This is a genomic window from Pseudomonas sp. MDT1-16 (genome assembly GCF_054898115.1).
Genome location: NZ_CM142717.1, coordinates 6,216,454 through 6,229,547, shown reverse-complemented (window position 1 = coordinate 6,229,547; position 13,094 = coordinate 6,216,454). Strand labels below are relative to the sequence as shown.

The window sequence follows — 13,094 nt, the reverse complement described above, 5'->3', positions numbered from 1 at the left end:
ACGAAATCAGGGAGTCGTTTGCGAAATGGGCCGGCATTTTAACAGGCTCAGCGAATTGTGCTGCTCTCTCCGACTTGTGACGCAGCACGCTATCTATATTTGCCGGTTTTGATACTTTCACGCAGGATGCGCGATGAGTTTGCGTCTAATGTTCGTCATTCACGATACAAAGCAACGGTTGATAACCGATGTCATTTGGTCATTGGTTACCGGCGCTGCATAATGCCCGTCGCCTACATCTTTGCAGAGTCTAGGGAGCTAGCTTGTCTACGCCTGTCGAACCCTTGCGTTTGCTGCTACTGGCGGAAGAGCCAGCGTGGGCAGCGTTGTTGCGCGAGTGCCTGGCTCCGATGGGGAACTCGGCCGTGCTGATCAGCGCGCCGAGCTGGGAGTCGGTCAGCAGTCTATTCGATGACAACCGCAGCGCGGTGTTGTTGACGATCCCGGCTCTCCAGCCTTTGCCCGGCCGTTGCAGCCTGCCGACGGTGTTGCTGCTCGAGCATGAGCCGCTGTCGCCGCCCGATGGTGTCAGTGACTGGCTGGTGCGCGATCTGCTCGATCCCGGCATGTTGCGCCGTTGCCTGCGCCATGTGCGTGAGCGCGGCGTGCTGGAAAACACACTGCAACGCCTGGCCGCGCAAGACCCGCTGACCGGCATCGCCAACCGTCAGGGTTTCCAGACCTTGCTGGCGGCACGCCTGGCGGAAAACGACGGCCGCGGCCTGGCCCTTGGTCACCTCGACCTCGATAACTTCCGTCACGCCAACGACGCCCTCGGCCATCAGGCCGGTGACCGGCTGATTCTGCAAGTGGTCGCGCGGCTGAAATGCCAGCTTGAGGCCGGCGATCAACTGGCGCGGTTGGGCAGCGATGAATTTGCCCTGCTGATCGACACCCGCCGCGCGCCTCAGCGCGCCGAATGGATGGCCGAACGCATTACCGAAGCGCTGGCCGAACCTTACTGGGTCGACGGCGAAAGCCTGTTGATCGGCTCAAGCCTCGGTATTGCCCACGCCCGGGCCCAGGCCGGCGCCGACCCGCTGATGTGGCACGCGCACATCGCCATGCAACAAGCCAAAAGCACTCAGGGCTGCACCTTTCACATTTTCAACGAACGCATCAATCGCAATGCCCGCAGCATGGCCGACCTCGAAAGCGAGCTGCGCCGGGCGTTGCGTCGGGATGAACTGGAGCTGCATTACCAGCCACGCCTAAACCTTGAGGACGGGCAGATCGTCGGCCTCGAAGCTTTGGTGCGCTGGCGTCATGGCGAGCGAGGCTTGCTGCCACCCAGCGAATTCGTGCCGCTGGCCGAGCAGAGCGGCTTGATCGTGCCGCTCGGTTACTGGGTGATTTCCCGCGCCTTGCGCGACATGCAGGCGTTGCGCGAACGGGGTTTGCCGGCGTTGCACATGGCGATCAACCTCTCGTTCCGGCAGTTTCAGGACAGCCAGTTACTGTCGACGCTGAGTCGGTTGATTGCCGAGCGCGGCGTCGAGGCGCAATGGCTGGAATTCGAACTGACCGAAACCGCCGTCATGCGTCGCAGCGATCTGGTGAAGCAGACCATGGATGCCCTCGGGCGACTGGGCGTACGCTTCTCGCTGGATGACTTCGGTACCGGTTTCTCTTCGTTTGTGCACCTCAACAGCTTGCCCATTACCTTGCTGAAGATCGACAAGAGCTTTGTCGGCGGCATGGAACAGCGCGAAGAGAATCGCAAACTGGTCCACGCGATGATCAATCTGGCGCACAACCTCAACCTTGAAGTGGTTGCCGAGGGCGTAGAAACGCCGGAGCAACTGGAACTTTTGCGCGGGTTTGGTTGCGATCAGGTGCAGGGATATCTGATCAGCAAGCCATTGCCGCTGACGGAGCTGGTTGAGTATTTGAGCTTCGGCAGCAATCAGCAGCCCGCATTGGAAGTCGTGAGCTAACCACAGACCCTGTAGGAGCGAGGCTTGCCCGCGAAGGCGGTCTGACATTCAACACATGTGGTATCAGATATGGCCTCTTCGCGGGCAAGCCTCGCTCCTACAAGGGATCTCAGTCAGGCTGGGCGATTTGGAAGCTTGCCCCTGACGACGGCTCCCGCCGAATCATCCGCGTCATCTTCCACTCAAACGCCAACGTCAGGCTCACCGCCGCGCACGCCAACCCCAGCGCCAATCCCCACCAGACACCCGTTGGCCCCCAATCCAAATGGAAGGCCATCCACCAGGCGGCTGGCGCGCCAATCAGCCAATAGCAGCCCAAACCCACCAGAAACGTCGTCTTGGCATCCTTGAGCCCGCGAATGCAGCCCATGGCGATGGTTTGCGTGCCGTCGAACAGCTCGAACCACGCGGCCACCGCCAACAGACTCACGGCCAGGTTGATGACTTCGCGAAACGCCGGGTCATTGTGATCCAGGAACAAACCGATCAGCTGATTCGGCAGCAACCAGAAGACCATGGCGAAGCCCAGCATCGCCGCCGCGCCAAAGGCAATCCCGACCCGTCCGGCCAGCCGTGCATCCAGCAGTTGCCCAGCGCCGTAGTGCTGACCGATACGCATGGTGATCGCATAGGAAAGCCCCGCCGGAACCATGAACGCCACCGAGACGATTTGCAGGGCGATCTGGTGTGCGCCCAGTTGCGTACTGCCCATGGTGCCCATGCACAGCGCCGCAAAGGCAAACAGCCCGACTTCCACTGCATAGGTACCGCCGATGGGCAGGCCCAGGCGCCACAGTTCTTTAAGGTACTGACGGTTGGGCCGCGACAGGCCCTGACGCAAGGGATAAGCGTCGTAGGCCGGATGCCGACGGATGTGCAGCGCCAGTGCCACGGCCATCAGGTTGGCGACGATCGCGGTGACCAGGCCAATCCCCACCAGGCCCATTTTTGGCAAGCCGAACATCCCGGTGATGAACGCGTAGTTGAGGACGAAGTTGGCCACGGTGCCGCCCAGGCTGATCACCATCACCGGCGTCGCCCGGCCGATGGCGCTGGTGAAGCCGCGCAGGGCCATGAAGCTCAGGTAGCCGGGCAGGGCGAACGGCAGGATCAGCAGGAACTGTCCTGCCGCATGGACGTTGGTTTCGGTCTGGCCAAACATCAGCAAGACCGGTTTCAGGTTCCACAGCAGCAGCCCGGCCACCAGCGCCATCAACCACGCCAGCCATAACCCGGCCTGAGTCAGCCTGGCGGCGCCGACGATGTCGCCGGCACCCTGACGGATTGCCACGAGGGTGCCGACCGCGGCGATCACGCCAATACAGAAAATCGACACGAACGAGTAAGTCGCCGCACCCAGGCCACCCCCGGCCAACGCTTCGGGACTCAGGCGCGCCATCATCAAGGTGTCGGTGAGGACCATCAGCATGTGCGCCAACTGCGAGGCAATCAACGGCCCCGCCAGCCGCAGGATGGCCCAGAGTTCGGTACGTGCTGGATGCTGCATGGTCGTCACGCTCCGCTCTTAAAGAGAAAAGGAAAGCCAAAGAGGACAGGAAGGCGTCGATTCTCGGCGCTCTACGGGGTTTGCACAAAGGGATAAAATGGATGGGTGGCATGATTCAAACTCATGCTGGAGAGTTTCTGCTAGGGTGACCGAATCCCGCTATAGGAGGTTTCCGAATGTCCCGTCGTCTTCCTCCCTTGTATGCCCTGCGCGCATTCGAAGCGGCGGCTCGGCACAGCTCGTTTACCCGTGCAGCCGAAGAATTATCGATCACTCAAAGTGCGGTCAGCCGACATATTCGTACGCTCGAAGACCATTTTGCCTGTCGGCTGTTTCACCGCAGCGGGCGCAATCTGCAATTGACCGAATCGGCGCGGCTGATCCTGCCGGGCATTCGTGAAGGCTTCACCGCGCTGGAGCGGGCCTGCAGTACCTTGCGCGCCGAGGATGACATTCTGCGCATGAAAGCGCCGTCGACCCTGACCATGCGTTGGCTGCTGGCACGGCTCAGCCGCTTTCGGCACCTACAACCAGGCAATGAGGTGCAATTGACCAGCGCCTGGATGGACGTCGACTCGGTGGACTTCAACCATGAACCGTTCGACTGCGCCGTCATCCTCAGCAACGGGCATTTTCAGCCGGACTGGGAGGCGAGTTTCCTGTTCCCGGAAGAGCTGATTCCAGTCGGCGCGCCGAATCTTCTGCAGGATCAGCCGTGGGATGTCGCGCGACTGGCCAATGCCGAACTGCTGCACCCGACGCCGGATCGTCGTGACTGGCGCAGCTGGCTGGAACGCATGGGGCTGGCGGACCAGGTGTCACTCAAGGGCGGGCAGGTGTTCGACACGCTGGAGCTGGGCATGATCGCCGCCGCCCGAGGCTACGGCGTGTCCATGGGCGATCTGCTGATGGTGGCGGAGGATGTGGCGCAGGGACGCTTGAGTTTGCCGTGGCCGACGGCCGTCGCCAGCGGTGAGAATTATTACCTCGTCTGGCCGAAAACACGCCCCGGAGGTGAACGTTTGCGTCGTCTCAGCGATTTCCTGCAAGGCGAAGCCCTAGCAATGGAATTACCCGATGTCCAGCACTTGAGCTGAATCGATAGAGCCGCCGCAATGGCGGCCTTGAGCCATATCCCGGTCAATTACTCAAGTATTCAGGTTTGCCGCCGAAAGTCTGCAGATGGAACCTTCGTGCAGGTTCGACGTAATTCCCATTAGAAATTTTGCTGAGTGTGCGTCGTGATCAGGATGATCCGGTCACTCGGCCAGGAGCTGTCATGTCTCAACCTCGTGCCCGGATCGCCTCACAGCTTGGTCTTGCGCTTGCCGTGATACTGGCGATTGTCATCAGCGGCAGTACCGTGTTCGCCCTGCGCTCGCTGGACACCGCCAACCTTGCCACCCGCGAAGAGCACCTGGCCAGTGAAGCCCGGTTGCTGGCCGATCAGTTGAGCACCTTTCACGGCACGTTGCGTGAAAGCACCCAGCGCCTGGCTGGCTTGTTCGAGAAACGCTTCAGCGCGGGTCTGAGCGTGCATCCGGGCGAACCGGTGGTCGTGGCGGGCGCTCAGACTCCGGGCCTGCACCTGGGCAGCGAAGTCTTGAACAACAACTTCAAGGAAGTCGACGAGTTCAAGCAAATGACGGCGGGTGTCGCCACGGTGTTCGTGCGCAGCGGCGAAGATTTCGTTCGGATCAGCACCTCACTTAGCAAACAGGACGGCAACCGGGCCATCGGCACGCTGCTCGATCACGCTAACCCGGCCTATGCCCGTTTGATGGCGGGGCAGAGCTATGTCGGTCGTGCCTTGCTGTTCGAGCGCTCCTACATGACTCAGTACACCCCCGTACGCGACAGCAGCGGTAAGGTGATCGCCGTCCTGTTCGTAGGATTCGACTACACCGACGCGCAGAACGCGCAGTTCGCCAACCTCAAGCGCTTCCGTATCGGCCAGACCGGTTCCCTGGCGCTGCTGGATGAACAGAACAAATGGCTGGTGCCGATAGCGGGTGTACAAGCGCTGGATCAGGCGACTCCGAGCATCGTTGGGTTGGCGAAGACGCCGGGCAAGGGCGAGTTCTGGAGCGACAAGTCCGAAGATTTCTACAGCATTGCCGTACCGTTTGAAGGCGGCCCATGGTCGGTGGTGGCGAGTATGCCGAAAACCGAAATCCGTGCCGTGACCTGGAGTGTCGGTATTCAATTGGCGATTGGCAGTCTGCTGGCGATGTTGATCGCTGTGGGCTCGGCAGTCTGGCTGTTGCGCAGCAAACTCGCGCCGCTGGGTGATTTGGTGCGTCAGGCTGAAGCCTTGGGTGCCGGTGATTTGAGCGTGCGGCTGAACGTCTCGAGCAACGACGAGATCGGTCAGCTGGCCCGCGCTTTCAACCAGATGAGCCAAGCTTTGTCGACCATGGTCGAGCACATCCGCAAAGCTTCGCAAGAGGTCAACAGCCGTGCCCAGGCCTTGTCCGGTCTGTCCGGCGGTGCCTATGAAGGGATGGAGCAGCAGTCGGGCGAAATCACCAGCATGGCTGGCGCCGTGGAAGAATTCAGCGCCACCTCCCTGAACATTGCCGACAACATGGGCAGCACCCAGCGTCTGGCTCAGGAAAACGCACAGCAAACCCAGATCGGTCGTACGTCGATGGACGAGGCGTCCTCGTCTCTGGAGCAAATCGCCGGCGCGCTTCAGAGCACGGCGACGGTGATCAATACCTTGGGTCAGCGCTCCCAGGAAATCGGTGGCATTGTCGGTGTGATTACCTCGATTGCCGATCAAACCAACCTGCTGGCGCTCAACGCCGCCATCGAAGCCGCTCGTGCCGGCGAGCAGGGTCGTGGTTTTGCGGTGGTGGCCGATGAAGTTCGCAACCTGGCTTCACGCACTCGCAAAGCGACTGACGAAATTTCCGGCATGATCCAAAGCATTCAGCAGGAAACCGGTAACGCCATCAGCACCATGGAACAGGGCAACGTGTTGATGCAGGAAGGCCTGTCGCGCAACGCCAACGTCGCTTCGGCGCTGGCGCGGATTGATGAGCAAAGCCGTTCTGCCGGGCAGCAATTCGCGGCGATTACCACGGCGACGCAGGAGCAGAGCAGCACCGCGACATTGCTCAGCAGCAATCTGCAGAGCATTGCGCTGGCCAACAGCGAGCAGCGTGAAGTGGTATCGAATCTGGCCGTCACGGCTAAAGAGCTGGAAAGCCTGGCTGCGGAGTTGCGAGCGGAGGTCGACCGGTTTCGTTGAGGCGTCTTCGAAGCCGCCTTCGCGGGCAAGCCACGCTCCCACAGAGATTGGTTGACCACCATTCTTGAGGCGACGATCCTGCTCGCGAAGGGGGGCGACTCGTTTACTCACTTACTGAGTCGATGGTCGATACTGCAACGCTTCGGCGAGGTGTTCCCGGGTAATGGCATCGACTTGCTCAAGGTCGGCCAGCGTCCGCGCTACCTTCAGCAGCCGATGCGCCGACCTCAGCGACAGTGTCAGTCGCTCACACGCAGTTTCCAGCCAGGTTTCGTCGGCGGTGGATAACTTGCAGTGCCGGCGCAGTCCCGGCAGATCAAGGAAGGCATTTGCGCAGCCTTGGCGCTTGTGTTGGCGCTCCCTGGCGTCGGCGACCAGCAGCGCGGCGGTTGCCGTGTCATCTCCGGGTTTGAGCGCAGGATTCAACGCTGTGGCCTCCCGAGCGACGGTCAGGTGCAGGTCGATCCGATCCAGCAGCGGCCCAGACAATTTGTTGCGATAACGCTGGACCATATCCGGTGTACAACTGCATTTGCCGCTGGGTTCGCCAAGATATCCACAGGGACACGGGTTCATCGCGGCCACCAATTGAAAGCGCGCCGGAAACCTCACGCGATCCTTGGCGCGGGAAATCACGATGTGGCCGGACTCCAGCGGCTCCCTTAAAACCTCCAACACCTTGCGATCGAATTCCGGAAGTTCGTCGAGGAACAGCACGCCATGATGGGCGAGGGTGATTTCGCCGGGTTGCGGCTTCGAACCGCCGCCCACCAACGCAGGGCCGGAGGCCGAGTGATGGGGTTGGCGGAATGGTCTTTGCGGCCAGTGGCTCAAGGGCACGCAACTGGTGACGGATTGAATGGCAGCGACTTCCAGCGCCTCGTTTTCGGCTAACGGGGGAAGCAGCCCCGGTAACCGACTCGCCAACAGTGTTTTCCCGGTCCCCGGCGGTCCGCTAAACAGCAGGTTATGAGCTCCAGCCGCCGCAATCAGCAATGCGCGCTTGGCCGAGATTTGCCCCTGCACTTCATTCAAGTCCGGATAGGGTTTACTTGCATAGAGCAACCCGTTGGAAACGTAGGGCTCGACTGGCGTATGTCCATTGAAGTGCGCAACGGCTTCCAGCAGGTGATCCACGGCAAACACCTTCAACCCCGACGCCAGGCACGCCTCTTCGGCGTTCGCCCGCGGCACCATCAGCGAGCGTCCGGCCTTGCGTGCGGCCAGCGCAGCCGGCAACACGCCTCTCACGGCACGTACCGCGCCTGACAACGCCAACTCTCCCAGGCATTCAATGTCATCCAGCGTCAACGTTGGCACCTGCACACTGGCGGACAGAATCCCCAAGGCAATCGCCAGATCAAACCGTCCGCCATCCTTCGGTAAGTCCGCAGGCGCGAGATTCAGCGTGATGCGCCGCGCTGGAAATTGCAGGCCTGAATTGATGATCGCGCTACGTACCCGGTCCTTGCTTTCCTTTACTGCCGCTTCGGGTAAACCAACCATCGTCAATGACGGCAAACCGTTGGCCAGATGGACTTCTACGGTAACGGCGGGCGCATCCACGCCAATCTGGGCGCGGCTGTGAACGATGGAGAGTGACATAGTCGTTCCTTGAGCTTTACGGGAACCGCTTCCTGCGGTTTTTTGAAGGGTAGTCGGGGGCGCGTAATGGCGCAGGCGCCAAATTTTCGCAGGATGTTGCGAGTGTCTTTCTGATGGGTGAAGCGTAAGGGAGTGGGGATTTGCGACGTAATCAGTCGCGGGATGAGGTTGTTGTAGGACGTTGCCTGGATCTATGAAGGACGGTGGCGAAAGCTGAATCGAAGGCGAAAAAAAACCGCCTTGAGGAAGCGGTTTTTTGTGTGCAGATTTCGGGGAGGCCAAGGCCTGCGTCCTTAGTGAATACACTCATGGTGCTGAGGTTGTTCACCTTTTTTTGTCGAATCAGGCGTAGCGGGTGCTCTGTAACCGGCGAGCCAGCCGCTTGGCTCCAATTCTTTACCGCGAGCCGCAGCAACCTCAAAAAAGCGACGTTGAGTGGCTGATACGTTCCCGGTCAGCCGGAGTGCCTCCGCATGATATCCAGCGATGAGTAGCAGTTTGGCTTTTCGTTTTCCGGGTTTCATAGCGATCTCTTTTGGATTGAAGATGGTTTTACAGGTTGGTCAGCTTAAGAGGTGAGCGCGGTAGTGATGCAATGAGAATTGGTGCTCCTTTTTGTAGGAAGCGTCTTGGTTTGGAAGGAGTTCTGAAGGCCCTTGGTAGTCCTTTTCCTAAAGCTTTGAAGGGATGGCCAAGAGTCGCATTGGCGCATTTGCATAAGTGAATTCAGGTTATACACTCAAGATTAATGCATAACGTTAAGCTTTAAATTATGATCGTTAGCTTTAAGTGTTCTGAGACCGAGTACCTGTTTCGCAATGGTAAGACCCGTATGTGGTCAGCCATTCTGAGTGTCGTGGAACGAAAGCTGACGATGCTTGATGCTGCTGCCGTACTGATTGACCTTCGATCACCGCCGGGTAATCGCTTGGAGGCATTGGGGGGAAACCGAAAAGGTCAGCACAGCATCCGTATCAACGCTCAATGGCGAATTTGCTTTGTTTGGGGTCTTAACGGGCCAGAGAATGTCGAAATCGTCGATTATCACTGAGGTGAGTAATGACTAAGAATGGTATGCGCCCGGTTCACCCCGGCGAGATCCTCAAAGAGGAATACCTGGAGCCTCTGAGCCTTACGGCGGCAGCCTTGGCTAGAGCATTGAGCGTTTCGACACCAACGGTGAACGACATCGTGCTCCAGCGTCGGGGTGTCAGCGCTGATATGGCTCTAAGGCTATCTATCTGTCTGGACACGACCCCGGAATTTTGGCTGAACCTGCAATCGACTTACGATTTGCGCAAAGCCGAGATTGAGCGAGGGGCAGCGATCCGGGATCAGGTTGAGCGGCTTCCGCACTGCGCCTGATCCTCAATTCCTGAACGAACCCCACGCTATAACGTGGGGTTTTTTTTGTCGTTCAGAATGCCTGGAGTATTCGGGAAGCACGCTTCCACCACGGTGCATTGGCCGCAGGCTGCGGCCGTTCACTATCCGCCAGCATGTGCGGAACATCCTGCAAGCGAATCCACGGTTGGTTATTCCAGTGCAGCAAACTCAGCGACATCTCTGGCCAGTTCAACAGGCTCAGGATCGGGCGTTCGGTTGACGTTGGCTGTTGGGCATCTCTGAGGGCTGGCACTACGTCGTGGGTCAGCCATTCGCGCAGGCCTCGGTGTTCGGGGCAGTAGTGGTAGACCAGTAATGCATAGACGCCGGATTCGCTGATCAGCAGTGTGTCTTCTACCGTGCCGTGGATGAGCATTCGCACAGATTGGCGCTGGTCGGAATCGAGTTTGCGTAGTGCTCGTTCGTCGAGGAATAGTCTGAGCAATCGGCCGAGGTCGCGTGCGCTGAACCAGGCCTGGTTTTCCAGGAGGAGGGCGTGGAGGTGGAGTTTGTGGCGGGTGAAGGTGTGTGGGATCAGATAGTTGTCGTCCATAGAGCATCACTCAAACTCGCATTAAGGAAACTGCCGCTGATCGTCGCCAAACGAAAAGGGTGGCAGCTGTGCGCGGGTTGGCGAACCGGTGCATGCGAAAAACCGGCAGACCCGAAGGTCTCCCACGCCCAGCCGCCATAATTCGAGAGGGGAATAATGCCCAGAGTCGAACGTGGTTGCGGTGCGTCACATGCTATCCGGGTCGCCAAACCCAGTGCTGAACATTCAGCATTGGGTGAGCTTAGGAACCGGGGCTTTGTGGCGCAATCGGACGACGGTGTGATCTTTGTAGGACGTTGCCGAGATAGTGGCGGGGCGGAAGATCAAAAGATCGCAGCCTTCGGCAGCTCCTACAGGAGTGGTCGGTCCAGTGTGGGATGGCTGGAAGACTGAGGCGACCCTTATCGCGAGCAAGCTCGCTCCCACAGTTGATCGGAGGTGTTATTCGGTCGGCGGATTGAGCTTTGCTTCCAGCTCCGCCACTTTCGCCTCAAGACTTTCCAACCGTGCCCGCGTCCGTGCCAGCACGACCATCTGGCTATCGAATTCTTCCCGGCTCACCAGTTCCAGCTTGCTGAAGCCGCTCTGCAACAGGGCCTTGAACTGGCTTTCTATTTCGCTTTTCGGCAGTGGGGTGTCGCCGCTGAAGAGGCGGGAGGCGGTGCCGCTCAGGGCATCGAGGAAGTCTTTGGGTGCGAGCATGGGAAATGTCCTGTCAACAATGGCGGGCAGTGTATCACGCACTGTCTATAGTCAATCTCGCAGTCAGGGCTGCACGCTTTTCGCGCATGCGGCCGGACGGCAATGCACTGTTGTTGTGCGTATCAGTCGGGTCATTGCAGCGAAGTAGCTTGCGGCAGCGGCCAAGGGCTTGAAATCAGTGGGTTTTGGCGAGATGGCAAGCTTTCTGCTTAGTCGGTAGTGACCCATGCACTGATGCAGTCGCTGTGACGAATGCAGTGCGCCAAGCGGAACGGGGGAAAGTGTTTCGTGCGGAGTGGTTAGCAGGCGTCGGACGGGCAGGTAAGGCCGACGATGCGTTACAAAGCCAGGCACTGCGCTTAGACTTGAGTCGGGTTTGTTTTCCTGGGGCAAGTCCACCAAATTCGGGAGAGAGTTTTCATGAAGCTAGTCACTGCCATCATCAAGCCGTTCAAACTGGACGACGTACGCGAGTCGCTGTCCGAGATCGGCGTGCAGGGCATTACCGTTACTGAAGTCAAAGGCTTCGGTCGGCAGAAGGGTCACACCGAGCTGTATCGCGGCGCGGAATACGTGGTCGATTTCCTGCCAAAGGTGAAGATCGACGTCGCCATTGACGACAAGGATCTTGACCGGGTTATCGAGGCGATAACCAAGGCTGCCAACACCGGCAAGATCGGTGACGGCAAGATCTTCGTGGTCAATCTGGAACAGGCGATTCGCATCCGTACCGGCGAAACCGATACCGACGCAATCTAAGCCGCCACACACCCAACGCCCCAGGAGAAAACAAAATGACTCTGCGTAAATTCGCAGGGCTAGGAGCCCTGTTGTCCCTCGTAATGCCCAGCCTGGCTATGGCGGCAGACGAAGTGGCGGCCCCAGTCCTCAACTCCGGCGACACCGCCTGGATGATGACCTCGACAGCCCTCGTGCTGTTCATGACCATTCCCGGCCTCGCGCTGTTCTACGGCGGCATGGTTCGCTCCAAAAACATTCTTTCCGTGATGATGCAGTGCTTCGCCATTACCGGTCTGATCAGCATTCTGTGGGTCATTTATGGCTACAGCATCGCGTTCGACACCACCGGCATGGAACAGGGCGTCGTCAACTTCAACTCATTCTTCGGCGGCATGGGCAAGGCATTCCTCGCCGGTGTCACGCCATCGAGCCTGACCGGTCCCGCGGCGCTGTTCCCTGAGGCGGTGTTCATCACCTTCCAGATGACCTTCGCCATCATCACCCCTGCGCTGATCGTCGGTGCCTTCGCCGAGCGGATGAAGTTCTCCGCGATGCTGATCTTCATGGGCGTCTGGTTCACCCTGGTTTATGCACCAATCGCGCACATGGTCTGGTCCGGTAACGGCGGCCTGATGTGGGACTGGGGCGTGCTGGACTTCGCCGGCGGCACCGTGGTGCACATCAACGCCGGTGTAGCCGGTCTGATTGCCTGCCTGGTACTGGGCAAACGCAAAGGCTTCCCGACCACTCCGATGGCGCCGCACAACCTCGGTTACACCCTGATGGGTGCTGCAATGTTGTGGGTTGGTTGGTTCGGCTTCAACGCCGGTTCCGCTGCTGCGGCCAACGGCACTGCCGGTATGGCGATGCTGGTGACCCAGATCGCAACCGCCGCCGCTGCATTGGGCTGGATGTTCGCCGAGTGGATCACTCACGGCAAACCAAGTGCTCTGGGTATCGCTTCGGGTGTTGTGGCCGGTCTGGTTGCAATCACACCAGCCGCTGGCACCGTAGGCCCGATGGGTGCTCTGGTCATCGGCCTGGCAGCCGGCGTGGTGTGCTTCTTCTGCGCCACCACCCTGAAACGCAAACTCGGTTATGACGACTCCCTGGACGCCTTCGGTGTGCACGGCATCGGCGGTATCCTCGGTGCGATCCTGACCGGTGTCTTCGCTGCACCGGCCCTGGGTGGCTTCGGCACTGTCACCGACATCGGTGCACAAGTCTGGATTCAGTTGAAAGGCGTGGGCTTCACGGTGATTTACACCGCGATCGTCACCTACATCATTCTCAAGGTCCTGGACGCCGTCATGGGTCTACGCATCACTGAGGAAGAAGAGGCGGTCGGCATCGATTTGGCGCTTCACAACGAACGCGGCTACAACTTGTAAGTACGCGCACAAAAAA

Annotated in this window: 11 protein-coding genes; 7 read left to right on the top strand and 4 right to left on the bottom strand. The window is 59.4% G+C overall.

Annotated features, from left to right (window positions below; translation table 11 throughout):
- The first annotated feature begins 263 nt into the window (after window positions 1-263).
- Window positions 264-1,937, top strand: a complete 1,674-nt coding sequence (locus tag ACYZT3_RS28885; protein WP_462031246.1) for a putative bifunctional diguanylate cyclase/phosphodiesterase — start codon at window positions 264-266, stop codon at window positions 1,935-1,937.
- Between the two features lie 109 nt (window positions 1,938-2,046).
- Here the strand turns inward: ACYZT3_RS28885 and ACYZT3_RS28880 are convergent, their stop codons facing one another.
- Window positions 2,047-3,444, bottom strand: coding sequence for a NorM family multidrug efflux MATE transporter (locus ACYZT3_RS28880; protein ID WP_462031245.1), 1,398 nt, complete (start codon window positions 3,442-3,444; stop codon window positions 2,047-2,049).
- A 176-nt stretch (window positions 3,445-3,620) separates the two neighbouring features.
- On the opposite strand from ACYZT3_RS28880, the gene ACYZT3_RS28875 reads away from it, so the two are divergent.
- On the top strand, window positions 3,621-4,541 hold the full coding sequence (locus ACYZT3_RS28875) for a LysR substrate-binding domain-containing protein (RefSeq protein ID WP_462031244.1): 921 nt from the start codon (window positions 3,621-3,623) through the stop codon (window positions 4,539-4,541).
- A gap of 182 nt (window positions 4,542-4,723) precedes the next feature.
- Complete coding sequence (locus tag ACYZT3_RS28870) at window positions 4,724-6,700, top strand: methyl-accepting chemotaxis protein (protein WP_462031243.1); 1,977 nt, start codon at window positions 4,724-4,726, stop codon at window positions 6,698-6,700.
- 111 nt (window positions 6,701-6,811) lie between these two features.
- On the opposite strand, the gene ACYZT3_RS28865 is transcribed toward ACYZT3_RS28870, so the two are convergent.
- Window positions 6,812-8,305, bottom strand: coding sequence for a YifB family Mg chelatase-like AAA ATPase (locus ACYZT3_RS28865; protein WP_282376189.1), 1,494 nt, complete (start codon window positions 8,303-8,305; stop codon window positions 6,812-6,814).
- A 772-nt stretch (window positions 8,306-9,077) separates the two neighbouring features.
- Here ACYZT3_RS28865 and ACYZT3_RS28860 point away from each other — a divergent pair.
- Both ACYZT3_RS28860 and ACYZT3_RS28855 read left to right on the top strand, forming a co-directional pair.
- Complete coding sequence (locus ACYZT3_RS28860) at window positions 9,078-9,356, top strand: type II toxin-antitoxin system RelE/ParE family toxin (protein ID WP_150631401.1); 279 nt, start codon at window positions 9,078-9,080, stop codon at window positions 9,354-9,356.
- Window positions 9,357-9,364: 8 nt separating this feature from the next.
- Window positions 9,365-9,670 (top strand): HigA family addiction module antitoxin, encoded by a 306-nt coding sequence (locus ACYZT3_RS28855; RefSeq protein WP_030129123.1) that lies wholly within the window; start codon window positions 9,365-9,367, stop codon window positions 9,668-9,670.
- Between the two features lie 52 nt (window positions 9,671-9,722).
- On the opposite strand, the gene ACYZT3_RS28850 is transcribed toward ACYZT3_RS28855, so the two are convergent.
- The gene (locus ACYZT3_RS28850; protein WP_282376186.1) at window positions 9,723-10,244 is read right to left on the bottom strand and encodes a BRO-N domain-containing protein; all 522 of its coding nucleotides are present in this window, start codon (window positions 10,242-10,244) and stop codon (window positions 9,723-9,725) included.
- Between the two features lie 441 nt (window positions 10,245-10,685).
- Window positions 10,686-10,946: an accessory factor UbiK family protein gene (locus ACYZT3_RS28845; protein ID WP_462031242.1), complete on the bottom strand. Its 261-nt coding sequence runs from the start codon at window positions 10,944-10,946 to the stop codon at window positions 10,686-10,688.
- 420 nt (window positions 10,947-11,366) lie between these two features.
- On the opposite strand from ACYZT3_RS28845, the gene glnK reads away from it, so the two are divergent.
- Together glnK and ACYZT3_RS28835 are read left to right on the top strand one after the other, a co-directional pair.
- Window positions 11,367-11,705: a P-II family nitrogen regulator gene (glnK, locus tag ACYZT3_RS28840; RefSeq protein WP_002555808.1), complete on the top strand. Its 339-nt coding sequence runs from the start codon at window positions 11,367-11,369 to the stop codon at window positions 11,703-11,705.
- A gap of 35 nt (window positions 11,706-11,740) precedes the next feature.
- Window positions 11,741-13,078, top strand: a complete 1,338-nt coding sequence (locus tag ACYZT3_RS28835) for an ammonium transporter (protein ID WP_095126951.1) — start codon at window positions 11,741-11,743, stop codon at window positions 13,076-13,078.
- Window positions 13,079-13,094: the final 16 nt, after the last annotated feature.